Source organism: Klebsiella sp. S69 (assembly GCF_016516145.1).
In the GTDB taxonomy this organism is placed as follows: Bacteria; Pseudomonadota; Gammaproteobacteria; order Enterobacterales; family Enterobacteriaceae; genus Klebsiella; species Klebsiella oxytoca.
Map to the genome: position 1 here is coordinate 23,551 of NZ_JACVUU010000019.1, position 26,257 is coordinate 49,807.

The 26,257-nt window shown below is 53.4% G+C and carries 24 protein-coding genes; 7 read left to right on the forward strand and 17 right to left on the reverse strand.

Features of this window, described 5'->3' with window-relative positions; genetic code table 11:
- Nucleotides 1–2: 2 nt before the first annotated feature.
- From paaF to paaA, 6 genes are read right to left on the reverse strand one after another with little or no spacing between them, the layout of a single operon-like run.
- On the reverse strand, nucleotides 3–770 hold the full coding sequence (paaF, locus tag IAE27_RS18565) for a 2,3-dehydroadipyl-CoA hydratase PaaF (protein ID WP_154022508.1): 768 nt from the start codon (nucleotides 768–770) through the stop codon (nucleotides 3–5).
- Nucleotides 767–1,837 (reverse strand): 1,2-phenylacetyl-CoA epoxidase subunit PaaE, encoded by a 1,071-nt coding sequence (gene paaE, locus IAE27_RS18570; RefSeq protein ID WP_070557545.1) that lies wholly within the window; start codon nucleotides 1,835–1,837, stop codon nucleotides 767–769. The genes paaF and paaE overlap by 4 nt, the downstream gene beginning before the upstream one ends.
- Nucleotides 1,838–1,844: 7 nt before the next feature.
- Nucleotides 1,845–2,342: a 1,2-phenylacetyl-CoA epoxidase subunit PaaD gene (gene paaD / locus IAE27_RS18575; protein ID WP_004101681.1), complete on the reverse strand. Its 498-nt coding sequence runs from the start codon at nucleotides 2,340–2,342 to the stop codon at nucleotides 1,845–1,847.
- A 12-nt stretch (nucleotides 2,343–2,354) separates the two neighbouring features.
- The gene (paaC, locus tag IAE27_RS18580; protein WP_200092770.1) at nucleotides 2,355–3,110 is read right to left on the reverse strand and encodes a 1,2-phenylacetyl-CoA epoxidase subunit PaaC; all 756 of its coding nucleotides are present in this window, start codon (nucleotides 3,108–3,110) and stop codon (nucleotides 2,355–2,357) included.
- A 7-nt stretch (nucleotides 3,111–3,117) separates the two neighbouring features.
- Complete coding sequence (paaB, locus tag IAE27_RS18585) at nucleotides 3,118–3,405, reverse strand: 1,2-phenylacetyl-CoA epoxidase subunit PaaB (RefSeq protein WP_070557543.1); 288 nt, start codon at nucleotides 3,403–3,405, stop codon at nucleotides 3,118–3,120.
- 11 nt (nucleotides 3,406–3,416) lie between these two features.
- The gene (gene paaA / locus IAE27_RS18590) at nucleotides 3,417–4,346 is read right to left on the reverse strand and encodes a 1,2-phenylacetyl-CoA epoxidase subunit PaaA (protein WP_004101678.1); all 930 of its coding nucleotides are present in this window, start codon (nucleotides 4,344–4,346) and stop codon (nucleotides 3,417–3,419) included.
- 287 nt (nucleotides 4,347–4,633) lie between these two features.
- On the opposite strand from paaA, the gene paaZ reads away from it, so the two are divergent.
- Nucleotides 4,634–6,679 carry a phenylacetic acid degradation bifunctional protein PaaZ gene (paaZ, locus tag IAE27_RS18595; RefSeq protein WP_070557542.1) on the forward strand — a complete coding sequence of 682 codons (2,046 nt, stop codon included), beginning with the start codon at nucleotides 4,634–4,636 and terminating at the stop codon, nucleotides 6,677–6,679.
- 190 nt (nucleotides 6,680–6,869) lie between these two features.
- Nucleotides 6,870–9,128: a primary-amine oxidase gene (tynA, locus tag IAE27_RS18600; protein ID WP_200092772.1), complete on the forward strand. Its 2,259-nt coding sequence runs from the start codon at nucleotides 6,870–6,872 to the stop codon at nucleotides 9,126–9,128.
- Nucleotides 9,129–9,411: 283 nt separating this feature from the next.
- Here tynA and IAE27_RS18605 read toward each other — a convergent pair whose 3' ends face one another.
- From IAE27_RS18605 to IAE27_RS18640, 8 genes are all read right to left on the reverse strand, one after another.
- Nucleotides 9,412–9,837 carry a VOC family protein gene (locus IAE27_RS18605; RefSeq protein ID WP_017145990.1) on the reverse strand — a complete coding sequence of 142 codons (426 nt, stop codon included), beginning with the start codon at nucleotides 9,835–9,837 and terminating at the stop codon, nucleotides 9,412–9,414.
- A 294-nt stretch (nucleotides 9,838–10,131) separates the two neighbouring features.
- On the reverse strand, nucleotides 10,132–10,401 hold the full coding sequence (locus IAE27_RS18610; protein WP_200092773.1) for an HPr family phosphocarrier protein: 270 nt from the start codon (nucleotides 10,399–10,401) through the stop codon (nucleotides 10,132–10,134).
- Nucleotides 10,402–10,410: 9 nt separating this feature from the next.
- Nucleotides 10,411–11,271, reverse strand: a complete 861-nt coding sequence (locus IAE27_RS18615) for a class II aldolase (protein ID WP_200092775.1) — start codon at nucleotides 11,269–11,271, stop codon at nucleotides 10,411–10,413.
- Between the two features lie 37 nt (nucleotides 11,272–11,308).
- Entirely contained in the window at nucleotides 11,309–12,817 is a 1,509-nt protein-coding gene (locus tag IAE27_RS18620; RefSeq protein WP_200092776.1) for an FGGY-family carbohydrate kinase, read from the reverse strand.
- Complete coding sequence (locus IAE27_RS18625; protein WP_064344621.1) at nucleotides 12,810–14,168, reverse strand: PTS galactitol transporter subunit IIC; 1,359 nt, start codon at nucleotides 14,166–14,168, stop codon at nucleotides 12,810–12,812. Before IAE27_RS18625 ends, IAE27_RS18620 begins: the two co-directional genes overlap by 8 nt.
- 77 nt (nucleotides 14,169–14,245) lie before the next feature.
- Nucleotides 14,246–14,533, reverse strand: coding sequence for a PTS sugar transporter subunit IIB (locus IAE27_RS18630; protein WP_004101661.1), 288 nt, complete (start codon nucleotides 14,531–14,533; stop codon nucleotides 14,246–14,248).
- Nucleotides 14,530–15,003 carry a PTS sugar transporter subunit IIA gene (locus IAE27_RS18635; RefSeq protein WP_004101659.1) on the reverse strand — a complete coding sequence of 158 codons (474 nt, stop codon included), beginning with the start codon at nucleotides 15,001–15,003 and terminating at the stop codon, nucleotides 14,530–14,532. Before IAE27_RS18635 ends, IAE27_RS18630 begins: the two co-directional genes overlap by 4 nt.
- Before the next feature lie 10 nt (nucleotides 15,004–15,013).
- Entirely contained in the window at nucleotides 15,014–15,763 is a 750-nt protein-coding gene (locus IAE27_RS18640; RefSeq protein ID WP_200092777.1) for a GntR family transcriptional regulator, read from the reverse strand.
- Between the two features lie 397 nt (nucleotides 15,764–16,160).
- On the opposite strand from IAE27_RS18640, the gene IAE27_RS18645 reads away from it, so the two are divergent.
- The gene (locus IAE27_RS18645) at nucleotides 16,161–16,781 is read left to right on the forward strand and encodes a histidine phosphatase family protein (RefSeq protein WP_070557708.1); all 621 of its coding nucleotides are present in this window, start codon (nucleotides 16,161–16,163) and stop codon (nucleotides 16,779–16,781) included.
- 153 nt (nucleotides 16,782–16,934) lie between these two features.
- Here the strand turns inward: IAE27_RS18645 and IAE27_RS18650 are convergent, their stop codons facing one another.
- Entirely contained in the window at nucleotides 16,935–17,354 is a 420-nt protein-coding gene (locus IAE27_RS18650) for a GNAT family N-acetyltransferase (RefSeq protein ID WP_023222075.1), read from the reverse strand.
- Nucleotides 17,355–17,535: 181 nt separating this feature from the next.
- Between IAE27_RS18650 and leuE the strand changes: the two genes are divergently transcribed.
- The 3 genes from leuE (at nucleotide 17,536) to gap (ending at nucleotide 20,477) form a co-directional block, all read left to right on the forward strand.
- Nucleotides 17,536–18,180 (forward strand): leucine efflux protein LeuE, encoded by a 645-nt coding sequence (gene leuE / locus IAE27_RS18655; protein ID WP_070557538.1) that lies wholly within the window; start codon nucleotides 17,536–17,538, stop codon nucleotides 18,178–18,180.
- 227 nt (nucleotides 18,181–18,407) lie between these two features.
- Nucleotides 18,408–19,388 (forward strand): GlxA family transcriptional regulator, encoded by a 981-nt coding sequence (locus IAE27_RS18660; protein ID WP_004101651.1) that lies wholly within the window; start codon nucleotides 18,408–18,410, stop codon nucleotides 19,386–19,388.
- Nucleotides 19,389–19,466: 78 nt separating this feature from the next.
- Entirely contained in the window at nucleotides 19,467–20,477 is a 1,011-nt protein-coding gene (gene gap, locus IAE27_RS18665; protein WP_004112651.1) for a type I glyceraldehyde-3-phosphate dehydrogenase, read from the forward strand.
- 282 nt (nucleotides 20,478–20,759) lie between these two features.
- Here the strand turns inward: gap and IAE27_RS18670 are convergent, their stop codons facing one another.
- Entirely contained in the window at nucleotides 20,760–21,743 is a 984-nt protein-coding gene (locus IAE27_RS18670) for a hypothetical protein (protein ID WP_200092779.1), read from the reverse strand.
- A gap of 797 nt (nucleotides 21,744–22,540) precedes the next feature.
- On the opposite strand from IAE27_RS18670, the gene IAE27_RS18675 reads away from it, so the two are divergent.
- Nucleotides 22,541–23,020, forward strand: a complete 480-nt coding sequence (locus IAE27_RS18675; protein WP_023329623.1) for an RrF2 family transcriptional regulator — start codon at nucleotides 22,541–22,543, stop codon at nucleotides 23,018–23,020.
- A 71-nt stretch (nucleotides 23,021–23,091) separates the two neighbouring features.
- Here IAE27_RS18675 and oqxB read toward each other — a convergent pair whose 3' ends face one another.
- On the reverse strand, nucleotides 23,092–26,244 hold the full coding sequence (gene oqxB / locus IAE27_RS18680) for a multidrug efflux RND transporter permease subunit OqxB (protein WP_135799990.1): 3,153 nt from the start codon (nucleotides 26,242–26,244) through the stop codon (nucleotides 23,092–23,094).
- Between the last annotated feature and the right edge of the window lie 13 nt (nucleotides 26,245–26,257).

Genomic DNA, 26,257 nt, shown 5'->3' on the forward strand with positions numbered 1-26,257 from the left:
GATTAGCGTCCTTTAAATTCCGCAGTACGTTTATGGAGAAAGGCGTCGATGCCTTCGCGACGGTCTTCAGTCGCGCTCAGCAAAGTAAATAACTGGCGTTCCTGCTGAATCCCGGCCTGTAGGCTGACCTCCTGCGACAACCGTAAGGCCTGTTTAGCCGCGTGCAGCGCCAGCGGCGAGTGGCGGGCCACGGTTGCTGCCAAACCGAGTGCATATTCATCGGTGAGCGCTGGCGGATAAACCTCGCTTACCAGCCCCGCCCGCAGCGCCTGCCTGGCATCGATGCTTTCGCCGCTCAATATCATCCGGCTGGCCAGCGCTTTACCGACGCTGCGGATCAGGCGCTGGGTCCCGCCCGCGCCCGGCATAATACCGAGGGTAATTTCCGGCAGGCCAAAACGGGCGTTATCGCCGGCGACTATCAGGTCGCAGAGCAGCGCCAGTTCGCATCCGGCGCCGAGGGCATAGCCGTTTACCGAGGCGATCAGCGGTTTGTTGAAGGCGTCGATACGCGCCCACAGCCGCGGTCGAATATCATCGAGGGTGGCAGGCAGATCTTTTTCCACCATTTCGTTCAGGTCAGCCCCTGCGGCAAAAAAGCGTTGATTACCGCTAATGACGCAGACGCCGACCGTCGGGTCCAGCGCCGCCGCGTCGAGCACGTCGGCAATTTGCGTCAGCAGCGCGTTATTCAGCGCGTTGCGCGCCTGCGGGCGATTAAGCGTCAGCTGGAGGACGCGCGCGTGGCGAGCAATTAACAGTTCGCTCATGCCATCCCCCGCGCGTCGAAATCGACGATCACATCGCCGCTGGTGGGCAGCGACTGGCAGCTCAGCACGTAACCTGCCGCCACTTCGTCGGCTTCGAGGCCGTAGTTAGCAGCCATCGCTACCTCGCCGCGCAGGACTTTGCATTTACAGGTAGCGCAGACTCCGCCTTTGCAGGCAAACGGCAGATCCGCCCCCTGGCGTAGCGCGGCGTCAAGGATGCTGTCATCCTCTGCGCTGAGGGCGATGGTTCTGTCGCGGCCGTCCTGACGGATTGTGACCGTGCGCCCCTCCGCCTGGACGCCGGTGGCCCGCTTGACGCTGCTGCCCGGGGTATTAAAGCGCTCCAGATGAATCGCTTTCTCCGGTATGCCCAGTTCGCGCAGGGTCATCTCCGCTTCATCCATCATCGCCGCCGGCCCGCAGACAAAGGCGCGCTCAAAGCGGCTGAAATCCAGCAGACGGGCGGCCAGCGCGCGTAGCTTGTCGCCATTGATGCGCCCCTGCAGCAGATCGCTGTCCATCGCCTCCTGGCTGAACAGATGCACCACCTGCAGGCGTTGCGGATAGCGGTCTTTCAGGTCGGCCAGCGCCTGGCGGAACATCATGCTGTGGCTGCTGCGGTTGCCGTAAATCAGGGTGAAACGGCTGTCGAGTTCGGTGGCGAGGGTGGCGTCGATAATCGCCATCATCGGCGTAATACCTGAGCCAGCGGCAATCGCCAGGTAGTCCGCGCTGCGCCCGGCCTGCGGCTGGTAGCCAAAGTGGCCCTGCGGCACCATCACCTCCAACGCCATCCCTTGTTGAATGTCGTTCTGGGCATAGCGTGAGAAGCGTCCGCCGTCGATGGCCTTGACCGCCACGCTGATTTCCCCCGGCGTGCGGCTGCGGCAAATGGAGTAGCAGCGACGCAGCTCTTCCCCGCCAAGGCGGGCTTTTAATGTCAGATGCTGGCCCGGACGGAAGGCGTATGCGTTTCGCAGCGCGTCGGGAATGGCAAAGGTGATGGTCACCGCATCGCGGGTTTCCGGCTCCACTTTCGCCACGGTAAGCGAATGAAATGTCGTCATCGCAACCTCAAATACATTTAAAGTAATCAAAGGGTTCCCGGCAGCTGTCGCAGCGATACAGCGCTTTGCAGGCCGTGGAACCGAATTCGCTAATCAGCGAGGTATGGCGGCTGGCGCAGCGCGGGCAGACCACCTCCTCCGGCATATGGGCATGGCAGGCATGACCCTGCGGCGGACTGATGCCGTACTGGCGCAGACGTTCACGCGCCTCCGGCCCCATCCAGTCAGTAGTCCACGGCGGGTCCAGCTGCAGCACGATATGCACCGGCGCGTAGCCGTTTTCCGTCATTGCCGCGCGGATTTCTCCCAACAGATGTTCGGTCGCCGGGCAGCCCGAGTAGGTTGGCGTAAAGCCAATCACCCAGCCATCGCCGCGGCGATCCACGCTGCGCACCATGCCGAGGTCGGTAATCGTCAACACCGGAACTTCCGGGTCGGGAATGGCGCTTAATACCTCCCAGACGGCGTGGATCTCCGGGGGAGCGATATCAACCAGACGTTGCATAACCACCTCCTGCTACCACTGCTGGCCGGGATACGCGCGCTGTAAATACTGCATCTCCGCCAGCAGCGGCCCGAGATGCTCGCTGTGCAGCCCCTGTTTACCGCCGCTGCGGAAGGCCGCTTCTTGCGGGATCTGTAAACCGGAGTCGATCAGCGCCGTATGTACCGCACTCTGCCATTCGCCCTGCAGTTCGCGTGGGTCGACGGCGATGCCCTGCGCGATCAGCTCAATCTCCAGCTCATCGGCCTGGAACAGCTCGCCGGTAAAGCGCCACAGATTATCGACTGCGCTTTGCATTCTCTGCGCCGAAAGCGCCGTGCCGTTGCCCAGGCGCTCCAGCCAGCCACGGCTAAAGCGCTGGTGGTAGCGCACTTCTTTTAACGCTTTGGCGGCGATGGCGGCGAGCTGCGTATCGCGACTGCCGACCAGGCGGCTGAACAGCGCTACGTGCCAGACATCGATAAAAAACTGGCGAGCAAGGGTGTCGGCAAAGTTGCCGTTGGGCTGCTCCGCCAGCAGCAAATTGCGAAACTGACGCTCGTCGCGGCCAAAGGCCAGGGTGTCTTCATCGCCGCTGCCAGCCAGTTCAGCGGCATAGCTGAGGAAATTGCGCGCCTGCCCCAGCAGGTCGAGACCGATATTGGCCAGCGCCAGATCGATCTCCAGCTCCGGCGCGTGGCCGCACCACTCGCCCAGACACTGGGCCAGCACCAGGCCGTTATCGCCGAGGCGCAGAGCATAAGCTGCAACGGGGTTATCGTTTTTCATCGTCGCCTCACATATGTTCCATGCCGTCGGGCACGGTGTAGAAGGTGGGATGGCGATAGACTTTGCTCTCCGCCGGATCGAAAAATTCACCGCGCTCTTCAGGCTGCGAGGCAACGATTTCGCTGGCCTTCACCACCCAAATCGAACAGCCTTCGCTGCGGCGGGTATAGGCATCGCGGGCGTTTTCCAGCGCCATCTGGTCATCGGCGGCGTGCAGACTGCCGACGTGGCGGTGGGACAGTCCCTGTTTGCTGCGAACGAACACTTCATATAAAGGCCAATAGTTATTGTTCATCTTTCTTCTCCTTATGCGGCGTCGCGAGCCTGCTGTTTTTGCGCATGCGCCAGCGCGGCTTCCCGCACCCATGCGCCCTCTTCCCACGCCTTGCGTTTAGCGGCCAGACGTTCGTGGTTGCAGATCCCGCGTCCGGCAATGACCTCGTTAAATTCCTGCCAGTCGATGGCGCCAAAGCGGTAGTGGCCGGTGGCTTCATCCCGCTGTAAATCCGGGTCGGGTACGGTCATGCCGAGGATTTCCACCTGCGGAATGGTGTTATCGACAAAGCGCTGGCGCAGCTCATCGTTGGAGTGACGCTTGATTTTCCACGCCATGCTGCGGGCGCTGTTTGGCGAGTTATCGTCGTTCGGACCGAACATCATCAGCGCCGGCCACCAGAAACGGTTGATGGCGTCCTGCAGCATCTGCCGCTGCGCGTCGCTACCCTGCGCCAGCGCCATGCAGGCTTCGAATCCCTGGCGCTGATGAAAGCTCTCCTCTTTGCAGATCTTGACCATCGCCCGGGCATAGGGTCCGTAGGAGGTACGGCACAGCGCCACCTGATTGACGATGGCCGCGCCGTCCACCAGCCAGCCGATTACGCCGATGTCCGCCCAGCTCAGAGTCGGGTAGTTGAAGATGGAGGAGTACTTCATCTTGCCGTCGAGCATCTTCTGATACAGATCTTCGCGGGCGCAGCCGAGGGTTTCCGCGGCGCTGTAGAGATACAGACCGTGCCCGGCTTCATCCTGCACTTTCGCCAGCAGAATCGCTTTGCGGCGCAGGGTTGGCGCGCGAGTTATCCAGTTGCCCTCCGGCAGCATGCCGACGATTTCCGAATGCGCGTGCTGACCAATCTGGCGGATCAGCGTTTTGCGGTAGGCTTCCGGCATCCAGTCCTGCGGTTCGATGGCCGTCTCCTGCGCGATGCGCTGGTCAAAGCGTTGTTCTTCTGTCACGTCATCACCTTTTATGATTCCAATAAATTCGACTATAAATAATTTTCGAATCACTTTGTTTTATAAAAGTTACATTCAGGTTAAATAAAACCACAAATTTTGTTTGTTCTTTTTGTGATAGCTACCGCAAAAGCTTTTGTAAACCACATAACTAACAATAGATTAAGTGCTAAACGCAGATCGCCACCGATCACAATGTTAATAAATTATTAAATACAGGCTTGCTTTTTATGATTCACCAAAGAACTATTTATAGATATTTCACGTAACACATCTGGAGATGAAACATGCAGCAGTTAGCCAGCTACTTGTCCGGCACGTGGCAGACCGGCCGGGGCCACGCGCGCACTATCCATCACGCCATCAGCGGCGAAGCGCTATGGGAAGTCACCAGCGAGGGTCTGGATATGGCGCAGGCGCGACGCTTCGCGATTGAGCGCGGCGGCAAAGCGCTGGAGGCAATGACCTTTATTGAGCGCAGCGCAATGCTGAAGGCGGTCGCCAGATATTTGCTGGAGCAGAAGGCGGCGTTGTATACAATCTCTGCCGAAACCGGCGCTACCCGTGCCGACAGCTGGGTGGATATCGAAGGGGGGATTGGCACCCTTTTCACCTACGCCAGCCTTGGCAGCCGCGAGCTGCCGGACGATACCCTGTGGCCGGAAGATGAGCTGATTCCGCTATCAAAACAGGGAGGCTTCGCCGCCCGCCACGTGCTGACCTCGAAGTCCGGCGTGGCAGTGCATATCAACGCTTTTAACTTTCCCTGCTGGGGCATGCTGGAAAAGCTGGCGCCCACCTGGCTTGCCGGGATGCCCGCCATCATCAAACCGGCTACCGCTACCGCGCAGCTGACTCAGGCGATGGTTAAAATGATTGTCGATAGCGGACTGGTGCCAGAGGGCGCAATCAGCCTGATCTGCGGTGGTGCGGGCGATCTGCTCGACCATCTCGATAGCCAGGATGTTGTCACCTTTACCGGCTCGGCCCATACCGGACAGCAGCTGCGGGTGCATCCCAACCTGATCGCGAAGTCCATTCCCTTCACCATGGAAGCGGATTCGCTAAACTGTTGCGTACTCGGTGACGACGTCACGCCGGAGCAGCCGGAGTTCGCGCTGTTCATTCGCGAAGTGGTACGAGAAATGACGGCGAAGGCCGGGCAAAAGTGCACCGCCATCCGCCGTATTATCGTGCCGCAGGCACAGGTGAAAGCGGTGAGCGACGCGCTGGTTGCGCGCCTGCAAAAAGTGGCGTTCGGTGACCCGGCGCAGGAAGGCGTGAAGATGGGCGCGCTGGTGAACCACGAACAGCGTCAGGACGTACAGGATAATGTAAACCGTCTGATCGAAGCGGGATGTGAAGTGTTGCTGGGTGGTCGCGCGGATCTCAACGCCGCGGGCGCATTCTTCCCGCCGACGCTGCTGTTCTGCCCGCAGCCGGATGAGACCCCGGCGGTACACGCCATTGAAGCGTTCGGCCCCGTGGCTACTCTGATGCCCTATCAGAGCGTCGAGCATGCGATGGCCCTGGCGCGGGCCGGTGAAGGTAGCCTGGCAGGCACGCTGGTCACCGCCAGCGGAAAACTGGCGCGCGCGTTTATTCTCGGCGCCGCCCGCGCCCACGGACGAATTCAGGTACTGAACGAAGAGTCTTCCGCAGAGTCCACCGGCCACGGCTCCCCGCTGCCGCAGCTGGTACACGGCGGTCCGGGGCGCGCCGGCGGCGGTGAAGAGCTGGGCGGCCTGCGAGCGGTGAAGCACTATATGCAGCGCACCGCGATTCAGGGTAGCCCGACGATGCTCGCCGCCATCGGCCAGCAGTGGGTGCGCGGCGCGCAGGTGGTGGAAGACCGCATTCACCCGTTCCGCAAATATTTCGAGGAGATCCAGCCGGGCGACAGCCTGTTGACTCCGCGCCGCACGCTGACCGAGGCGGATATCGTCAACTTCGCCTGCCTGAGCGGCGATCACTTTTACGCCCATATGGATAAGATTGCCGCGGCGGAGTCGATTTTCGGCGAACGCGTGGTGCACGGCTACTTCCTGATTTCCGCCGCTGCCGGGCTGTTTGTTGACGCCGGGGTCGGCCCGGTGATCGCCAACTACGGGATGGAGAATCTGCGCTTCATCGAGCCGGTGAAGCCGGGCGATACCATCCAGGTACGCCTGACCTGCAAGCGTAAAACGGTGAAACGTCAGCGCAACGCTGAAGAGAAAGCGACCGGCGTCGTTGAGTGGGCGGTAGAGATTTTTAATCAGCACCAGCAGGCGGTCGCCCTCTACTCCATTCTGACCCTGGTGGCCCGCCAGCAGGGGGATTTTGCCGGGTAAATATTAGAAATTCTCCCATCTTTATCGCCATCTTCATGCCTCTGCGGAGGCATTTTTTGTAACTGGCAAAACTGACAAACAACCTGGCAAAAGCAGGCAAACGCCCCGGCGCTGACCGCTGTTAGCTTAACGATAGACAAGCCGACATTCGCAGCGGCACTGCACAACACAACAATAAGGTGAGGTCACAATGGCGATTCTTTCCCCCCGCAAGACGGCTATGGCGCTGGCTGTCGCCCTGTTTTGCGCCTGGCAAGGCCCGGCGTTCGCCCACGGCGGCGAAGCGCATATGGTCCCGATGGATAAAACCCTGCAGGATTTTGGCGCGGACGTTCAGTGGGATGACTACGCGCAGATGTTTACCCTGATTAAAGACGGCGCTTACGTAAAGGTAAAACCAGGGGCGAAAACGGCCATCGTCAATGGTAAAACCCTGGAGCTGCAGGTGCCGGTAGTGATGAAAGACGGCAAAGCATGGGTTTCTGACACCTTTATTAACGACGTTTTTCAGTCCGGTCTTGACCAGACCTTCCAGGTGGAAAAACGCCCGCATCCGCTGAACTCGCTCTCAGCGGCGGAAATCAGCGCAGCGGTCGCTATCGTTAAAGCCGCGGCGGATTTCAAACCCAATACCCGATTCACCGAGATCTCCCTGCGCGAGCCGGATAAAAAAGCGGTGTGGGATTTTGCCCTCAACGGTACGCCGGTCAACGCCCCGCGCGCTGCCGACGTGATCATGCTCGACGGCAAGCACGTTATTGAGGCAGTGGTGGATTTACAGAATAAAAAGGTGCTTTCATGGACGCCGATTAAAGACGCCCACGGCATGGTGCTGCTGGATGATTTCGCCAGCGTGCAGAACATCATCAACGCCAGCAGCGAATTTGCCGAAGTGTTAAAAAAACACGGCATCGACGACCCGAGCAAGGTGATTACCACCCCGCTAACCGTCGGCTACTTCGACGGCAAAGATGGCCTCAAGCAGGATGCGCGGCTGCTGAAAGTGGTCAGCTATCTTGACGTTGGCGACGGTAACTACTGGGCGCATCCGATTGAAAATCTGGTCGCGGTAGTCGACCTCGAACAGAAGAAGATTATTAAAATTGAAGAAGGTCCGACGATCCCGGTACCGATGGCAGCCCGCCCCTATGACGGGCGCGACCGCGTGGCACCGAAGGTTAAACCCCTCGATATCATCGAGCCGGAAGGCAAAAACTACACCATTACCGGCGATATGATCCACTGGCAAAACTGGGATTTCCACCTGCGCATGAACTCCCGCGTTGGGCCGATTCTCTCCACCGTGACATATAACGATAACGGCAAGAAACGTCAGGTGATGTACGAAGGATCGCTCGGTGGAATGATCGTGCCCTACGGCGACCCGGACGTGGGCTGGTACTTTAAGGCCTATCTCGATTCCGGCGACTACGGCATGGGCACCCTGACCTCACCTATCGTCCGCGGTAAAGACGCGCCGTCCAACGCGGTCCTGCTGGATGAAACCATCGCCGACTATACCGGCACACCCACTACCATTCCGCGCGCGATCGCTATTTTCGAACGCTACGCCGGGCCGGAGTATAAACATCAGGAGATGGGCAAGCCGAACGTCAGTACCGAGCGCCGCGAACTGGTGGTGCGCTGGATCAGTACCGTCGGCAACTACGACTATATCTTTGACTGGGTATTCCACGAAAACGGCACAATCGGCATTGACGCCGGAGCCACCGGCATCGAAGCGGTTAAAGGCGTGAAAGCGAAGACCATGCATGACCCGAGCGCCAAAGAGGACACCCGCTACGGCACGCTGATTGACCATAATATTGTCGGCACCACCCACCAGCATATTTATAACTTCCGCCTCGATCTTGACGTTGACGGAGAGAACAACACGCTGGTGGCCATGGACCCGGAAGTGAAGCCGAATACCGCCGGCGGCCCGCGCAGCAGCACCATGCAGATCAATCAGTACACGATTGATAGCGAGCAGAAAGCGGCGCAGAAATTTGACCCGGGCACCATCCGTCTGCTAAGCAATACCACCAGGGAAAACCGGATGGGTAATCCGGTGTCGTATCAGATTATCCCTTACGCGGGCGGCACGCATCCGGTCGCTACCGGGGCAAAATTTGCCCCTGATGAGTGGATTTACCATCGCCTGAGCTTTATGGATAAACAGCTGTGGGTCACCCGCTATCATCCGACCGAACGCTTCCCGGAAGGTAAGTACCCTAACCGTTCAATTCACGACACCGGCCTCGGCCAGTACGCGAAAGATGATGAATCCCTGGACAACCACGATGATGTCGTGTGGATCACCACCGGTACCACCCACGTTGCCCGCGCTGAGGAGTGGCCGATTATGCCGACCGAGTGGGCGCATGCGCTGCTGAAACCGTGGAACTTCTTTGACGAGACGCCGACGCTTGGCGAGAAGAAGGAGTAAGGTGGCTTAGACGCTAAACGGCGATAAAACCAGGGTCTGGGGCTATCGCCGTTCTCAGCTTATTCAGAAGAATGCCCTGCCGCTCCGCTCTCCTGAGCTCATTAAGGGACGGCACCATAATCAGCCCGGCAGCTTTAATGCGGGAGTGAATTAGCCCGGGCGGCTAAGGGCCGGGGCGAACGGTGGCAGCCGTAAACGATATTGAGCGAGTTCGCCGCAAACGCCGCATTTCATCGCCAGGCTTTATCAATGCTCAAACCGTTAAATGGGTTAAGTGAAGTCCCTAAGGTTCATTTACGAACTTATCGGCTTCAGGAGAATAGCGCTGACAAACGCATGCCAGCTTATGCCCGTCAGGATCGCGCAGATAAGCAACATAAAAGTCGGGTCCGTATGCGGGGCGTGTACCTGGCTCGCCTTCACTCTCCCCTCCCGCAAGGAGACCTGCTGCATGGAATCGTCTGACAATGTCAGCATTGTCTGCATGAAATGCGAACATTGTCCCGTTTCCCGCCGTTGCGGGATGGCGGTCAAAAGGAGGACAGATGCAGAAGTTGAATACTTCATCCGGATTATTTTCATCTCCCCACATTGCCCAGCTTTCTGTCCAGGCAGGCAATCGCGAGTAGCCAAGAACCTTAAAAATAGCGTCATAAAAGTCCACGGCGCGCTGAAAGTTATTTGTACCTATAGTGATATAAGCCAGCATCTTATTGCATCCTCTTTGCCCTTTTCCCGAACATATAGTACAGCACATTAAGAATACATTTTACCCGCACAACCATAACGCGGGAGTTCATGGATGCTGGTGGGCGGCCTGGTGCCAGAAGCCGAAGTTTATACTCTGAAAGCTAAACGCTGTGGAAAGACATTAAGAGAGTAAGAAGGTCGATTCTATTAATGAAAAAAGCCTGCATTCAATAAGTTAAGTGATTGTGATTCAAAAGATCATAAGAGGCGCATCAAGTCGTCACAACTTCACGCGCCTCTTAAGGGAATGACACTATTCGGACTCACCAAAACCAGCAGCAAAGGCAGATTTTAATTCATCCATAAAGGCCAGTTCATCCTGTCCATCACAAATGAGGTCAATCATCGTATTTCCTTTTACACCGGCACCCAGAATGCTCATCATTCCTTTAATGGGGATTTCTTTGTCATTATAAACCAGTATCAATGAAGACTGGTACTTTTTGACGATCCGGGCCAGGCTTGCGGCGGGTCGGGCATGTAATCCGGTACTGTTCATGACGCGTACTTTTTGTCTAATCATGTCCGATCCTTAACACGCTTTGCGAAATGCAGGGTGCAGTTTATTCATCATCTGAATTTTAGAATACACATCATCTTCAACCGCCTGTTTTGCATTTGCCATTACGCGAGCAAGATTAGCCTCGTTATTATTATTCACCCAGGCTTTTCCGACTGTAGTAATGAAGGCTTTGCGCAAATCACTCGCAATATTAACCTTTGCCACTTTATAATTAACAAAGCTGCGAAGAATCTCTTCATCAATACCAGAGCCGCCGTGGATAACCAGGGGGACCGGGCAAACGGAAGCAATGCGTTGCAGTAGCGGGATATCGATGCGTGGGATATCTTCCAGTCCGTGGACATTGCCGATTGACACTGCCAGCATGTCACACCCTGTTTCTTCAACGAAGCGCTGGACTTTCTCGGGTTCGGTTTTGCAGTCAGCCTCGCTAACGTGATCGTCTTCTTTACCCAGAATAGCGCCAAGTTCCGCTTCAACGGGTACGCCAAATGATTTACAGAAATCAACCGCCTCTCTTGTAAAAGCAATATTTTCTTCAAGCGGTAAAGCCGCGCCATCAATCATTACTGAGGTAAACCCGGCTCTTACCGCCTGCTTAACATCTGCCAGGGTTTTACCATGGTCCAGATGCAGGCTCACCGGGACATCCATTTTGTCAGCATACCGTTTAACAATTTCGTAAATGTAATCGTAACCAGAAAGCTGCGCATTAGTTGGCGCAATCTGAATAAAATTAGGTAACCCCGAGCGTTCTATTGCATTAAGAATAGAAATTGTCGTCTCCAGGTTTGTTGTATTAAATGCACCAGCCAGCACCTGCTTTTCCTGAATGCAATTGAGCAGGATCCTACCATTAACTAAAGGCATATTAACTCCAGATATATATATTGAAAGTGTAAAGAAATTATCGAACTACTGAGCTATTACCCTCCTCACCAATAAATACTCCTTCCTGCATTAATTTAAATCGGTAAAAGGCTAGCCATTGCTGCTGATATTTTTGCAACTTCTCCGACCGTATTACGTCAGGAATATAGCGCCCGGCCACAGGAACAGAGGGAGGGTCAATCTCCGGGCAGGCTATCAATAATGCCCCAACGGATACGGCTTCATCAAAAGCAATGGCCTCAATGGGGCATTGAAGGATGTCAGCCTTCAACTGTAGCCAGTACGGGTTTCTCACCGCAGGGCCTATTACTTTTACACTCCTGCCAGCCTGGATGTTAAAGCACTCATAACAGAGAGAAAATTCCATCGCCAGACCGATAAAGACACTCTCAAGCAGAGTTGCTGGCGAAAGTGAATCCGTCAGACCAAAAATCAGACCGCGCGTGTGCCGATTTTTATTTGGCGAACCAGACCCCCGCAAATGAGGAATGAACACGGGAATGTCTTCGGCAGACCAGGAAGGCTGGACATAGCGCTCGCGTGCTTTTTCCAGGCCTGTTTGAATTTCCTCATCCGTCAAACGAAACGTTTTTCTCACCCATTCAAGCGCATAACCGCCAACAGGAAGTGATGCAAAAAGCGTGAAAAATTCAGCATCGGAATAACAGCCGTTTGCCAGTTTATCCCTCCGTGACTGATCACTGAGTGTTGGCTGAGTATCCAGCAGCAAAATACCCTCTGTCGTCCCGGTAGAATTCAACACCTCACCGGGTTGCATCTGTAATGCCCGGGCTCCGACCATATGATCGTGTCCCGCAATCGTGATTTTGACTTCATGAGAGAATCCAAGCTCTTGTCTGAGCGTGGCGGTCATCCAACCCGCGACTTCACCCGGCTTTATCAATGGTGCCAGCGCATCAAATGGTATACCGAGGATCCCGGCAGCTTTACGAGACCAGGTCTGTCGGCTGACATCCAGGCACAACGTTCTGCTGGCCATTGAGACTTCCGTCTTTTTCTCACCCGTCATTCTCCACAGCAGTACTTCAGGTGCATGTAACCAGCAAATATCTCTTCGTTCATGTAATGAGTAGTTATCAAGCAACCATTTCATTTTGAAGGCTGAATAATTGCTGTGAGGCGGAAGTCCTGTAATAGCGTAAAGCTCTTCAGCCTCTGATTTGCTTAACAAAGACAGATAAGATTCACCACGACGATCGTACCAGGCCAGCATCGGGGTAAGAATGTCACCGTGCTCATCAACGAAAACACCAGACTCACCGAAACTCGCAATACTGATATCTTTCACCGGGAAAGGTGCAGAAGCTACCAGTTCAGCCATTACCTGCCGCAGGGCCTGCCACAGCGCTTCGATATCGAAATCTACCCCGCCTCTCTCCGACGCCCTGGTAGGTGTAGGAAATTTGCGGACATCCAAAACTGACGCGTCATGACAGGAATAACAGCTGACTTTGCAGTTAGTTGTGCCAATATCGATGACAAGCGCGGCGCGGTAATCAGGCATAGACAGTTCCTTTTGTCAGACGAAAGATAGCGTAAATAATCAGAGCAATTACCGGGACCAGCCCAATAGCAATCATATTTCCGTTAAATATCTCAAGCAGCCAGTAACGGAAAGGGTTGCCACCATCCAGGAAGCTTGATACCTGACCACTTGATCCTTCGGCCATCTTGAAATTAACGTCTTTAGCCATACCGGTAATAAATGGCGCAATTTTAGTCGCAATCCACAGGTCGGCGATGATCACCGGAATCGCGGTAATCACTGCCCGGAAAATATTACCTCGACAAGCCAGGACAATCATTGAAGCCATGACAGCCAGATTTGCCAGATCGCCAAGTGGCAAGACTTTATTGCCGGGAAGGAGAAATGCAATAAAGACAGAGATGGGGGTCAGGATCAGGGCCGTGGAGATAATAGCTGGATTACCGACTGCTACTGCGATATCCAGACCGATAAAGAGATCATCGCGACCGGGGTATTTTGCATTCAGATATTTTTTGATAGCCTCTGACAGCGGTAATAAACCTTCCATCAAGATACGGACCATGCGCGGGAGAATAAACATAACGCCACCAATGCTAATACCCAGCAGCAGGATATGTTTAAAATCGTAACCGGCAATAATACCCAGCAAGATACCCAGAATTGTCCCCACCATCATCGGTTCACCAAAGATTCCGAGCCTTTTCTGCACACTTTCCGGATCGATATGAATACGGTTAAGACCAGGAATTTTGTCGATAATTTTGTCAAACAATAGCCCAATCGGGAAGAAGACGACAGATGACAGAGTGGGAAGCGAAATGCCTTCCAGACCAAAGTACTTAGCGACTAATGGCGCTGACCAGTCCGCAACTTTGAGCACGACTATCGCGGCAATAGCAGCGGCAGAGAGCCCTAACACAAAACTCCCCGTGCTGTAGTAAACCAGCGTTCCGGCAAGAGCAAAGTGCCAGTAGTTCCACATGTCAACATCGACAGTGCGTGTCTTGTTCATAGCCAGCATGGCGACGTTAATGAGCATAGTCAGCGGGATAACAAAGGGAGCGATCGGCGAACCCCATGTAATCGCAGCCAGCGGTGGCCAGCCTAAATCGACCACTGGAAGACTGATACCGGTACGCTCAACCATTGCCTGCGCAGCCGGACCCACATTGCTGGTGAGAATGTCAAAAATGGCATAAATCCCGACAAAACCAATTCCGACAATTAACGATGAACGAAGTGCTTTTGCTGGTTTTACCTTAAAGAACAATGCCAGAAAGAACAGCACCAGCGGTAATAAAACCGTAGGGCCAAACCCCAGGACATATTGCACAACGGTATAGAGGGTGTGTGCTATATCATTCATATCCGACCTCTTGATTCAGATGTAACCAGACCTCGCGTTAGCGCCTGGATAATTTATCTTGTTTTATATTTATGAAATCAGGCCTGGCCTTTAAGAATTGAAATTATTTTTTCCAGTACTTTATCCTCACCTATTCCGGTAATAATTGGCAGACCGCTAACAACCGGGATATCCAGTTCATAAGGCACTTTTGTTGTTGATACCACTAAAGCTGCACCATCAGTATTATTTGGGAGAGAGGCGACATTAGTTTGTGAGTAATTAACATCAAGCCCATTCTCTTTACAATATTCCATTACCTTTTCTGCCACGGCTGTGGAAGTAGCAACACCCGTTGCACAAACAAACAGTATCATTTGACTCATAACTCACCTCTTTCAGATAATCGTATGTAAATTGATTGATAAATTTCATCATCATTCATGACCAGCAACTGCTGCATAAAATCCCCATCCTGGATGACATCCATAATCCAGCCCAGGATATTGAGCTGCTTGTTGCTTTCACCTAATGCAAGCATGAATACTACCCTGACTGGAACAGGTTCTGGCTCTCCGCCCATATCTTCGAAATTGACGCATTCTGCCAATATCCCAATACTGATCGCATTCTGACGAACATGTTGGTGATCGGTATGGGGAATAGCGACACCCACAGGTTCAACAGCCAGACCTGTTGGAAAACTTTTTTCCCGCTCAATAACGTGATCGGCAAAATCAGACACGACCATACCATCGTTAATGAGTGGACTGGCGAGAGTCCTGATAATGTCCTGTTGGCTGACCTCCTTTGGAAGGTGTCGCACGTAATGACGACGAAAATTAATATCCTGCATAATTCCCTCTTTACTGGTTAGCATCCCGGCGCTGCAATATGGTGCCAAGATAATATTTATTGCCTTTTAGCCAGACGTTTCCAAACTCAACGGGCAATCCTCTGGAGAAAAACACTAACTGTTCTAAATGTAAAACAGGCGCATCTTCACCAATATCCAGAAAATGTCCTCGTTCATTACCAATGAGTCTGGCAGCGTAACGACTTTCAGAGAAACTTATTTTCTTTTGAGATAAACGCTCAATCGTTGGAAATAAATTTTCCCTGGTAAAATCCACATCCACAATACCGGGACAAAGCTCAATGTTGATACGATTTTCAATCAACATCACTTTTTCATCACCAATAGAGCGAAGGCGTTCAAGAAACAGAATATCCTGCCCCGAGTGAATTCCGAGCTTTTCAGCCACGAAACGATTGGCTGGTTCCAGCCGGGAAGTAATAACGCTGGTGGTGAAGTTTATTTTCTGGCTTGCCAGGGCTTCTGCAAAAGAGAGCAAACCTTCACCCAGCGGATAAGCAACATTTTCCTTTTTCACAAAGGTGCCTTTACCCTGAACTTGCACAAGGACACCTTCTCTTACCAGTTGGTCCACCGCTTTCTTAACGGTACCGCGACTCACCTCAAGCATATCCATGATTTGAAACTCTGAAGGTATGCGGTCATCCTCAACAAGTTCCCCGCTATAGATACTTTCTCTTATCCACTCCACAACCTGCTGATAAAGCGGAATTTGTGAACTTTTTATTAATGTTTTCATGGTGCGCACCTGAACATTTAGAGTTGTCCATGGACAATCATGTACAACTTCGAGTTTATGATAGGGATTTTTTAGATGGGAGGTATGGCAGAGAGTCACAATTTTGGAGCTCTAATCAGGATCATTTTTATGTGATGAACATCACATAAAGTCCGTTATCTGGCCATTGAAGTCGATAATGCGTTAGCGATCGCTGGGTAAATTTAAGTCCAGGGTGGTGAAAGCTGCTGCGGACCAGGAGTGGAGGTTAACGATGTTCAATGCATCAATTCTGAGACTGAACATCCTGGTCAGCTACACTTATTGCTGTTTATCATCCAGAGCAGAAACATCCTACTCTATTAAAGGGATAGGTTTGGTCTTTAGCATTTTCATCAATAACACACATGGCCCTTTAATGATGCAAGTGATACTTGTTCGACACGCGGAAACCGAGTGGAATGTGAGAGAGATTCTACAAGGACAGAGCGATAGCGCATTGACCTCCCGGGGGAAACGCCAGACATCAGCCTTACTTGCGGCGTTTGCAGCGTGTGATTACCGGGTAGAATGTGTCTACGCTTCTCCGCTTGGTCGTGCCTGGCAAATGGGACAGAGCCTGGCTGAAAGCTTTTGTAGCTCACTGATAGCTGAGCCTGCCCTGAAAGAACAAGCATTTGGTCAATTTGAAGGCATGGCAACAGCGCAGCTCCTGAAGCACAGCCCGGATGCTGCAGAAGCGTTATTCAAACTTGATGCCGAGTATTGTCCGCCCGGAGGCGAGTCTCTCTCATATGCCTCTCAGCGTATGATGCATTTTTTATACGCTCTGGGAAAAAAACGCCATCATCAAACGATATGTATTGTGTCGCACGGGCATGTCATTCAGGGCGTTCTTTCGATTCTGAAAAGTGGAACTGTCGATGATTTCCCGAGGTATGCACAACCCAACGCGAGTTACTCAGTTTTCGACCTGATTGATGGACGATGTGCTGCCCTTAGATGGGGAATTGCAACGCATTTACGGCTACTGGATTAGTTGTTACCTTTCAATCATCCACAGCTATCCTGCCAGCGCCATCATAATTTAAGCACAAGGTCCGCTGAGTGCCTGGAGCGGACAACCATTCTGGCTATGTGAAGAAAGTCAAGGCTGCCTGTTGGCAGCCTTGGCAAAGCGAAAGCAGCAATACTATAAATTAGTTTTTACTAGATAATGCCTTTGTGAACCTACTTTAGGGAAATCAGGCAATGACATTTGAAGTATATAACCCTGTTTTTCATAAAACGGGAGAGCCTGAAAGCTAAACGTATCGACCAGGCCATGAATGCACCCTTTCAGTACGCCTTCTTTCTCAGCCATGCTCACAAGTTTGCTACCCAAACCGCCACTCCGTGCTGATTCACTCACCCAAAGATAATCGATGCACAACCATGGACCTTTCCTGTCCGCAATTAAACCACCTACCATCTCCCCGCTTTCATTTCTGCAGTAGACACCGAGCTGCCCATGTTTGCTAAAATCGATAAACTGGGCATTGTAGCTTCTTAGCCCCGTTAGCAGCTCTTCTCTATCATATTCAGTAACGTTATGAACTACTTGAATGTCCATACATCTCCGCTTTGGTAATTATTTTATTCAGCCTAAATGTTATAAATATGTTTTCATTTAGTTGCAATTATTTGTTGCAATGACGATCGCTTTGCTAGGTCTACGTCCGTTTTCACTGTGTTTTCATTAACGCTGGTTACGTTAGAATAGCCTCGATGAAAACGAGAGAACTGGAGTAAAAATGTTTGCTGAATTTGGTATCGTGAATTTCTGGACGTATCTGCTTGGTGCGACACTGATAGTTCTTGCTCCTGGCCCTGAGACCATGTTCGTGATTAAAACAAGCATTACGAGCGGCATCAAACGAGGCTTTGCTGCAATATTTTCCATTCTCATGAGTGACGTACTTCTGGTTCTGCTGGCATGGTGTGGGCTTGCCGCAGTCATAAGCTCAACTCCAGCCTTGTTTAACGCCATCAAATACGCAGGTGCTGCCTATCTTTTCTATCTCGGTGTCCAGACGATACGCGCTATCTTTAAGCCAAATGTTGAAACGAGTCAGGAAAAGAAATCTTCAGCTGATGCTAAGGGGATCATCGGGCGTGGAATGCTTGTTACTCTACTGAATCCAAAGACGCTGCTGTTCTATATCTCTTTCTTCGCCCAGTTCATCAATGTTCAGGCTGAACATTCCTGGATGGCGTTTATCATCCTTGCAGCAGTAATGTTCGCGATTACTCTCGTTTATTTCGGTTTCCTCGTTTTCTGCGGCTCTTATCTGCTAAGCCGTTTGAAAGGCAACCGTAGATTATCAACCATTGGAAACGCGCTGGTAGGTATGTTCTTCATTGGATTTGCAGCGCGACTCGCAAGCGCAACCTCCTAACGAGACAGCTAAAACGCCTCACGGCGGTTTTTTTTACGTTCTTACGCTGGATGGGACAGCCGCTCTTCGCTCATAGCGGACATTCTGCCCTCTTTTCCAGCAGACGATGCCGCTCAGGCAACGTCAACCATCATCTGGCTGAAAATACCGTCTCTCAGGCACGTAAGATTGCCCCCTTCCTCATCCGTCCTGTTGACTTATTCTGTAAAAAGATTACTTTTCAGGACATGAAGAAAATACTCATTATTGTCCCGGATGGCGGCATGCTGTTTGAGTCCGCCGGTATTGCCGACATTCTGATGCAGGCTAACCGCCTGCATCCGGAAGGCGCCAGTGAGATCTGTTACCAGGTACGGCTGGCGACGACTCAACCGCATCAGGTGATCCATGGTCAGTCCGGTTTAAATTTGCTGGCCGATCATCGCCTGCATGAGATAGACCCTCGCGAACCCCTCGATACGATCATCATTACCGGCAGAGGTCAAAACCCGCAGGAAGGGATTGCGGTGGTTGACTGGCTGCGCCTTGCCGCTCCCCATGCCCGCCGTATTGCTTCCATTTGCGGTGGTGCAATGCTGCTGGCGCAAACCGGACTGCTGGACGGCAGACGGGCCACTACCCACTGGAAGCTGCTGGAAACCATGCAGGCGGAATTCCCGCTGGTCCGCGTCGAGGGCGGTCCGCTCTATATTCAGGACGAACATATCTGGACCTCTGGCGGGGTCAGTTCCGGCTTTGATCTTACGCTGGCGCTGGTTGAAGAAGATTACGGCTTCAGCCTGGCGCGCGATATCGCCCAGGACTTCGTCATGTATCTGCGTCGCCCCGGAGGCCAGCTGCAGTTTAGCCGCTACAACCTTCAGCAGACTACCACCCTGGGCCCGATTAACGATTTGCTGGCATGGTTGCTCGAAAATCTCACCGCCGACCTCAGCGTGGATAAGCTGGCGGAAAAAGTCGCCATGAGTCCGCGAAATTTCACCCGCGTGTTTACCCGGGAAACCGGCGCTTCGCCGGCGCGTTACGTCGCGGAAGCTCGTCTGGCCGCTGCCCGGCAGCGTCTGGAGCAGACCAGCGACACGCTGGAGCGTATCGCCGAACAAACGGGATTTGGCAGTAGCATTAACCTTCGACGGCTGTTTGAAAAACAGCTTCATCTCACGCCCGGCGAATATCGCCAGCGGTTTCACAGCCGCAGAATGGCGTAAAGTGATCCTTTTTTGTCATTTACGCCATCAAACGCCCGGCCTACATTGACTCCAGAGCCAATCAATAAGGAGTGGATTATGGTTAAGGTCGGTATTAACGGTTTTGGTCGTATCGGACGCAACGTACTGCGTGCTGCACTGGGCAATCCGGATATTGAGATTGTGGCAATTAACGATCTGACAGACAGTAAGACGCTGGCGCATCTACTGAAATACGACTCGCTGCTCGGTAAACTCGATGCCGACGTCACCGCCAGCGAGGGGCAGCTTGTTGTTGATGGTAAGCCCATTACCGTGTTCAGCGAACGCGATCCGGCAAATATCCCGTGGCGTCAGCGTGAAGTCGATATCGTGATTGAAGCCACAGGCTTCTTCACCGAGCGCGACAAGGCGGCGGTGCATATCCACAGCGGTGGCGCGAAGCGCGTGATTATCTCCGCCCCTGGTAAAAACGATGATTTAACCATCGTGATGGGCGTTAACGATGGCCTCTACTCCCCGGATAAGCACTACGTGGTCAGTAACGGTAGCTGCACCACCAACGGTCTGGCGCCTGCCGCCCAGGTTCTGCACCAGCATTTTGGGATCAAGCATGGCCTGATGAACACGACCCACGCTTATACCAACAGCCAGGCGCTGCACGACCAGCCGGAAAAAGATCTGCGTGGCGCCCGCGCCGCTGCGCTGTCGATCGTACCGTACTCCAGCGGTGCCGCGAAGGCGCTGGGCAAAGTTATTCCTGCGCTGGAGGGCCGCCTGACGGGATATTCGCTGCGCGTCCCCGTTCCGGTGGTATCCATTGTCGACCTGACCGTCACGCTTGAGCGAGATGTGACAAGCGAAGAGGTGAATAATGCCTTTCGCGAAGCCGCCGCGACGGGGCCACTGAAAGGTATCCTCGGCTATAGCGATGAACCGCTGGTCTCCAGCGACTACCGGGGCGACCCGCGCTCGTCGATTATTGACGGTCTGTCAACGCTGGTGATTGGCGGCAATATGGTCAAAATTCTGGCGTGGTACGACAACGAATGGGGATTCTCTAATCGCCTCGTCGACCTGGCGCTGATGATGGCAAGTCGTGAACGCTAATTCACTGCGGGTGTGATTGATAGTGAACATCATGGAGAAATTCAGGTGACGCGCAGCAGGCTCCGCTGAGCGCCTGATAAAAAGCATAAATGCCCTCAAAGGGCATTTATGCTTTAGCGGTAATGTGCGCAAGGTCAGTATTTTCTTAACAACTATTCCTACGGGACCGGAAAATCGTTAGTGCACAAATAACGCGATCAAAATAATGATTGGGATAGGCACGCCCAGAAAGAAAAGCAATATTGAACGCATAGGTTCCTCCTGAATAATGAGTGTTAGAAATTATAAGTCACGCTGACGGCCGCCATAGGTTGCACACAGGCTGGCAACGAATGCGCCGATTAACAGAGAAATAAATGACCACAGGGTAACGTAGCTCGTGGCTTTTCTGGCAGCATCTGCGGCCTGCTGTGCTTTATTTTTTGCCTCTTTCAAATTGGCCTGCGCTTTATCATAAACAGCCTGAACCCGCTGCTCGGCCTCTTGCTGACTGATGCCGGTATTCTGCGAAACTAACTGCGCTACATAAGTCAGATCTTCCTGCGGAAGCGCGCCAGTATAAATGCTGTTAGCAAAAATACCCGTAACCTCTGCTAATTGCGCTGGAGATTCGGCCTTTGGCGGTACGGGCTGATTCATTGCCATCGCGTCATTGCTTGATGTATTAGCCGGAAGTCCGCCGTTATCTGCCGGAGCGGAAGCGGTCGACCGGAACAGCGAGCGGGTAAAATATTCCATCGATGACTTCGACAGCACGGAAGATTCGTCTCCCGCGTTACTCATCGCGGTTGCCGTCGCGCCCCCGGCAACGGAGCCAATCACTTTTGCGCTGCCGCCGATGAGTGAGCTGACAGTGGTGGTCAAAAGCACAGCCGATACCAGCAATGCAACGGCCCAGGTCAGAAAACCATGCGCTGTATCGCGAAAATAGATTTCATTGGTATGAGTATCAACCCATTTGGTACGCAAACGCCCGGCCAGATATCCCCCCATTCCTGACGCCACAATTTGGGTAAACGTCAGCCAGGCAATGGCGACAATACCCACGGTACCTGCTGCCAGACCGTGATTTTCCCACGGAGAAATGGACGTCAGGCCTAAGCCTGCGCCAAGCATAAGCAGCATCAACGCCAGCGAAGCCGCTGCGGCTGCGCCTGCAAATATTGCTCCCCATGATACCGCGCTCGCGCTATTTACCCCGCCGACAGGCAAAGGTCTGGCTGTTTCCTGATTACTAATATTGGTAGATTCGTAGATATGCGTCATTTACGTTGTCCTTTGAAATAACTTTTTAACCCCGAACTCGTTATGCACAAACGTCCAGGGCAGAAGTTTACCTGCCAGACTTATGGCAATATCGAACTGAGTAATTATCGTCAGCAGCTATCATTCACCGCTGCAATTTCGGGCGATAGACAAAAGTCAATCATCTAAATTAATACGAATGAACAGTGTATGAATTTAATCAACAATTTGATTTTAGTAGAGGATTCCATTTTAACCATTTTTTCTCGCTAAAAATATCAGCGGACAACCGTAAGTAACTGTAAATAATGAGAATGTTAATGCAGGTGCATTATTGGTGGAAATATCCCTGATGGGTACATAGTGCCCAGCCTCGCTAGAATAATCTTATTTTTGCTACAGTCATTGACTGAATACTGATGTGTATTAGAAGTGGCGTAGATTTAAAGTTTGCAATATCGAATATTTTATACGTCAGCGTTCAAATCGTATAAATTACCTGACTGCTGCGCTGTTTGCGGGCCAGGGTACGACCGGGGACTATTCGTTTTTCGCTTATTACCTGCGGCATCTTTGCTCTCATGTTAAACCTTGCCCCCTCCCCTAACCTGATCATCCTGCCCTTCACCGATACATTTTTACGCGCTCTGGCATAACTTTGCGGTAAAGCACAGGGATACCGGAAACTCTTTTTTACGCGCCAGGTCAATCGTTGATGACTTCAAAAAAAATACCGTATTTGGTATATTGTTGTTCATTGATTACTCACCTCTGCGGTGCCAAAAAGAACAAGATTCACCGCAACCCAGGACAAGAAAATGTTAGATTACCGCTTCCCGACAGCTTTGCAGATGGTCCTCAGCGTAGCGATGGCGGAGCAATCGGGCGAACGCTCAACGAGTGCGATTCTGGCCTACGGTCTGAAAGCCAATCCGAGCTTTATCCGCAAATTGATGGTTCCGCTCACGCGTGACGGTATCATCGTCTCAACGCTTGGCCGCAACGGCTCTATCCATCTTGGTCGCCCGGCGGAAGAGATTACCCTGCGCGATATCTACGTATCCGTCATCGAAGATAAAAAGCTGTGGGCGTCACGTCCCGACATCCCTGCCCGCTGCGTGGTGAGCGCCAACGCGTGCTGGTACTTCAAATCTATCGCCGATGAAGCAGAGCAGGCTTCGTTAGAGGTTTTAGCTCGCCATACCGTGGCCAGTGCGCTGGAAGAAGTCAAAAAAGCCGACACCAGCGGCTGCGATCCGGTTCCTGAAATCTGTACCCAGCACAATAAATCGCACTAATCCGTTTCTTATGGCAAAAAAACCGCCTTCACAGGGAAAGCGGTTTTTATTCATCTCTGCGGCAGCCTGTCCTACGCAGGCATCACGTCCTTCACCGCTTTACCGCGCGTCACGAATAGACGCAGCGTCACGTAAAACACCGGCGTCAGAAACAGGCCAAACAGTGTGACCCCCAGCATACCGGAAAACACCGTGATCCCGGTGACGCCGCGCACTTCCGCGCCTGCGCCGTGGCCGAGTATCAGCGGAATCGTCCCGGCAATAAAGGCGATGGAGGTCATCACGATCGGGCGCAAACGCAGGCGACATGCTTCCAGCGCCGCTTCCATAATCCCTTTTCCCTGGAGCTCCAGCTCGCGGGCAAACTCGACGATCAGAATCGCATTTTTACAGGCCAGCCCCATCAGCACCACCAGCCCCACCTGCACGAATACGTTATTATCGCCGCCGGTCAGCCAGACGCCAAACAGCGCAGAGAGTAAGGTCATCGGTACGATAAGGATCACCGCCAGCGGTAGCGTCCAGCTTTCATACAGCGCCGCCAGCACGAGGAAAGCCAGCAGCACCGCCACCGGGAAGACGATCAACGCCGTATTGCCTTGAGTCGCCTGCTGGAAGCTCAGATCCGTCCATTCGATATTCATGCCGTTCGGCAGTATCTGCTGCGACATCGCCTCCAGTTGCGCCATCGCCTGCGAGGATGAGAGTACGCGCGGATCGGCATCGCCAATAAGATCCGCCGCCGGATAGCCATTGTAGCGAATCACCGGGTCCGGCCCATAGGTGGTACGGATATTCACCATACTGCCGATCGGTACCATTTCGCCCTGATTATTCCGGGTACGCAAATTGGCAATATCTTCCACGCTTTCGCGGAACGGCCCGTCGGCTTGCGCCATCACCCGCCAGGTCCGCCCGAACTGGTTAAAATCATTGACGTAAGAAGATCCCAGATAGGTTTGTAGCGTACCGAACAGATCGGTCAGCGACACGCCCTGGGCTTTGGCCTTATCGCGATCGACCTGCACATCCAGCTGCGGAACGTTAGCCTGGTAGGTTGAGATGGGGAAATGCATCCCCGGCGTCTGCATAATGGTACCGGACATCGCGTTCACCGCGTTTTGCAGCGCGCCATAGCCAAGACCGGCGCGGTCCTGAATATAGAGCGAATAGCCGGACCCCTGGCCCAATCCTAAAATCGGCGGTGGTAAAATAGAGAAGCCAAAGCCTTGCTGGATTTGCGCAATTTTTGCGTTGATCTCAGCGTTAATTTCCGCCGCCGTATGTTGACGCTGGTCGAACGGCTTCAGGCCAAAAAAGACCGTCCCGGTATTCGGCGTATTAGTGAACTGCAGCGCGTTAAGACCGGGAAACGCCACCGCATAATCCACGCCTTCGGTATTCATTCCGATTTCGCTCATTTTGCGGATCACCGCATCGGTGCGCGCCAGCGAAGAGCCTTCCGGCATTTTCACGCCGCCAATCAAATAGAGCTTATCCTGGGTGGGAATAAACCCGCCAGGGACGGCTTTAAACATGACGCCGGCGGCGCAAAGCAACAGCAGATAGACTACAAAAACCGCCCCGCGGCGCCCGAGCGTTTTCCCCACCAGCCCTTGATAGCCGTTCGAGCTACGGTGGAAAAAGCGGTTAAACGGACGGAAAATCCAGCCGAACAGACGATCGATAAGCCGGGTCGGGAAGTCTTTCGGCGCTCCGTGCGGCTTAAGCAGTAGAGCGGCCAGCGCCGGAGAGAGGGTCAGCGAGTTGATGGCGGAGATCACCGTGGAAATCGCAATCGTCACCGCAAACTGTTTGTAGAACTGACCGGTGACCCCGGAGAGGAACGCCATCGGCACGAACACCGCGCACAGAACCAGCGCAATGGCGATAATCGGCCCGGAAACTTCACGCATCGCCTGATGCGCTGCGGCAAGCGGAGCCAATCCTTCTTCGATATTTCGCTCAACGTTTTCCACCACCACGATGGCGTCATCCACCACGATCCCAATAGCCAGCACCAGACCGAACAAACTTAGGGTATTTAGCGAAAAGCCTAACAGATAGAGGATGCTGAACGTCCCCACTACCGAGACCGGCACCGCGATCAGCGGAATAATCGACGCGCGCCAGGTTTGCAGGAACAGGATCACCACCAGCACGACCAGCACCACCGCTTCCAGCAGCGTTTGCACGACCGCGCGAATGGAATCGCGAACGAAAACAGTCGGATCGTAAGGAGCCGCCCATTGCATATCCTGCGGAAAACGCTTCGCCAGCTCGTCCATTTTAGCGCGCACCGCGTTGGACAGATCGATAGCGTTGGCCCCCGGAGACTGGAAGATACCAATCCCAACCGCGTCTTTATTATTCAGCTGGGAGCGCAGCGCATAGCTACCGGAACCCATTTCAATACGCGCCACATCGCGCAGGCGGACCAGCGAGCCGTCCTGCACCGTTTTCAGGATAATATTGCCAAACTCTTCTTCGGTATGCAGGCGCCCCTGGGCGTTAATGGAGATCAAGAAGTCGCTCTCTTGCGGCAGCGGCTCGGCACCCAATTGCCCGGCGGAAACCTGGACGTTTTGCTCCTGCATCGCCGTCACCACATCCGAGGCGGTCAACCCGCGCGCCGCTACCTTGTCGGGATCGAGCCAGACGCGCATTGCGTATTCGCCCGAGCCAAAAATCTGAATCTGCCCGACGCCGGGCAGTCGCGCCAGCTCATCCTTCACTTTTAGCGTGGCATAGTTGCGCATATACAGGGAATCGTATTTACCGCCGGGCGAAAACAGATGCACCACCAGCGTCAGAGTCGGCGACTGTTTCTGCGTGGTGATGCCTAAACGCCGCACATCTTCCGGCAGACGAGCCTCGGCCTGCGAGACCCGGTTTTGCACCTGAACCTGCGCCTGATCGGGATCGGTACCCGGGCGGAAGGTAACGGTAGTCACCAGTACGCCGTCAGAGCCGGCGACGGATTTCATGTACATCATGTTTTCAACGCCATTGATCGCCTCTTCCAGCGGCGTCGCCACGGTCTCAGCAATCACTTTCGGGTTGGCGCCGGGATACTCCGCGCGCACCTGCACGCTGGGCGGTACGACATCAGGATATTCGCTGATCGGCAGCAGCGGAATGGCGATTAATCCGGTGATAAAAATCAGAATCGACAGCACCGCGGCGAAGATCGGCCTGTCGATAAAAAAGCGGGAAAAGTCCATGGGTCGGATTCTC

Excerpts from the sequence above, each read along its gene's own strand:
- paaF (WP_154022508.1), bottom strand. The coding sequence starts at position 770 with ATGAGCGAACTGTTAATTGCTCGCCACGCGCGCGTCCTCCAGCTGACG.
- paaE (WP_070557545.1), bottom strand. The coding sequence starts at position 1,837 with ATGACGACATTTCATTCGCTTACCGTGGCGAAAGTGGAGCCGGAAACC.
- paaD (WP_004101681.1), bottom strand. The coding sequence starts at position 2,342 with ATGCAACGTCTGGTTGATATCGCTCCCCCGGAGATCCACGCCGTCTGG.
- paaC (WP_200092770.1), bottom strand. The coding sequence starts at position 3,110 with ATGAAAAACGATAACCCCGTTGCAGCTTATGCTCTGCGCCTCGGCGAT.
- paaB (WP_070557543.1), bottom strand. The coding sequence starts at position 3,405 with ATGAACAATAACTATTGGCCTTTATATGAAGTGTTCGTTCGCAGCAAA.
- paaZ (WP_070557542.1), top strand. The coding sequence starts at position 4,634 with ATGCAGCAGTTAGCCAGCTACTTGTCCGGCACGTGGCAGACCGGCCGG.
- tynA (WP_200092772.1), top strand. The coding sequence starts at position 6,870 with ATGGCGATTCTTTCCCCCCGCAAGACGGCTATGGCGCTGGCTGTCGCC.
- IAE27_RS18605 (WP_017145990.1), bottom strand. The coding sequence starts at position 9,837 with ATGCTGGCTTATATCACTATAGGTACAAATAACTTTCAGCGCGCCGTG.
- IAE27_RS18610 (WP_200092773.1), bottom strand. The coding sequence starts at position 10,401 with ATGATTAGACAAAAAGTACGCGTCATGAACAGTACCGGATTACATGCC.
- IAE27_RS18615 (WP_200092775.1), bottom strand. The coding sequence starts at position 11,271 with ATGCCTTTAGTTAATGGTAGGATCCTGCTCAATTGCATTCAGGAAAAG.
- IAE27_RS18620 (WP_200092776.1), bottom strand. The coding sequence starts at position 12,817 with ATGCCTGATTACCGCGCCGCGCTTGTCATCGATATTGGCACAACTAAC.
- IAE27_RS18625 (WP_064344621.1), bottom strand. The coding sequence starts at position 14,168 with ATGAATGATATAGCACACACCCTCTATACCGTTGTGCAATATGTCCTG.
- IAE27_RS18630 (WP_004101661.1), bottom strand. The coding sequence starts at position 14,533 with ATGAGTCAAATGATACTGTTTGTTTGTGCAACGGGTGTTGCTACTTCC.
- IAE27_RS18635 (WP_004101659.1), bottom strand. The coding sequence starts at position 15,003 with ATGCAGGATATTAATTTTCGTCGTCATTACGTGCGACACCTTCCAAAG.
- IAE27_RS18640 (WP_200092777.1), bottom strand. The coding sequence starts at position 15,763 with ATGAAAACATTAATAAAAAGTTCACAAATTCCGCTTTATCAGCAGGTT.
- IAE27_RS18645 (WP_070557708.1), top strand. The coding sequence starts at position 16,161 with ATGATGCAAGTGATACTTGTTCGACACGCGGAAACCGAGTGGAATGTG.
- IAE27_RS18650 (WP_023222075.1), bottom strand. The coding sequence starts at position 17,354 with ATGGACATTCAAGTAGTTCATAACGTTACTGAATATGATAGAGAAGAG.
- leuE (WP_070557538.1), top strand. The coding sequence starts at position 17,536 with ATGTTTGCTGAATTTGGTATCGTGAATTTCTGGACGTATCTGCTTGGT.
- IAE27_RS18660 (WP_004101651.1), top strand. The coding sequence starts at position 18,408 with ATGAAGAAAATACTCATTATTGTCCCGGATGGCGGCATGCTGTTTGAG.
- gap (WP_004112651.1), top strand. The coding sequence starts at position 19,467 with ATGGTTAAGGTCGGTATTAACGGTTTTGGTCGTATCGGACGCAACGTA.
- IAE27_RS18670 (WP_200092779.1), bottom strand. The coding sequence starts at position 21,743 with ATGACGCATATCTACGAATCTACCAATATTAGTAATCAGGAAACAGCC.
- IAE27_RS18675 (WP_023329623.1), top strand. The coding sequence starts at position 22,541 with ATGTTAGATTACCGCTTCCCGACAGCTTTGCAGATGGTCCTCAGCGTA.
- oqxB (WP_135799990.1), bottom strand. The coding sequence starts at position 26,244 with ATGGACTTTTCCCGCTTTTTTATCGACAGGCCGATCTTCGCCGCGGTG.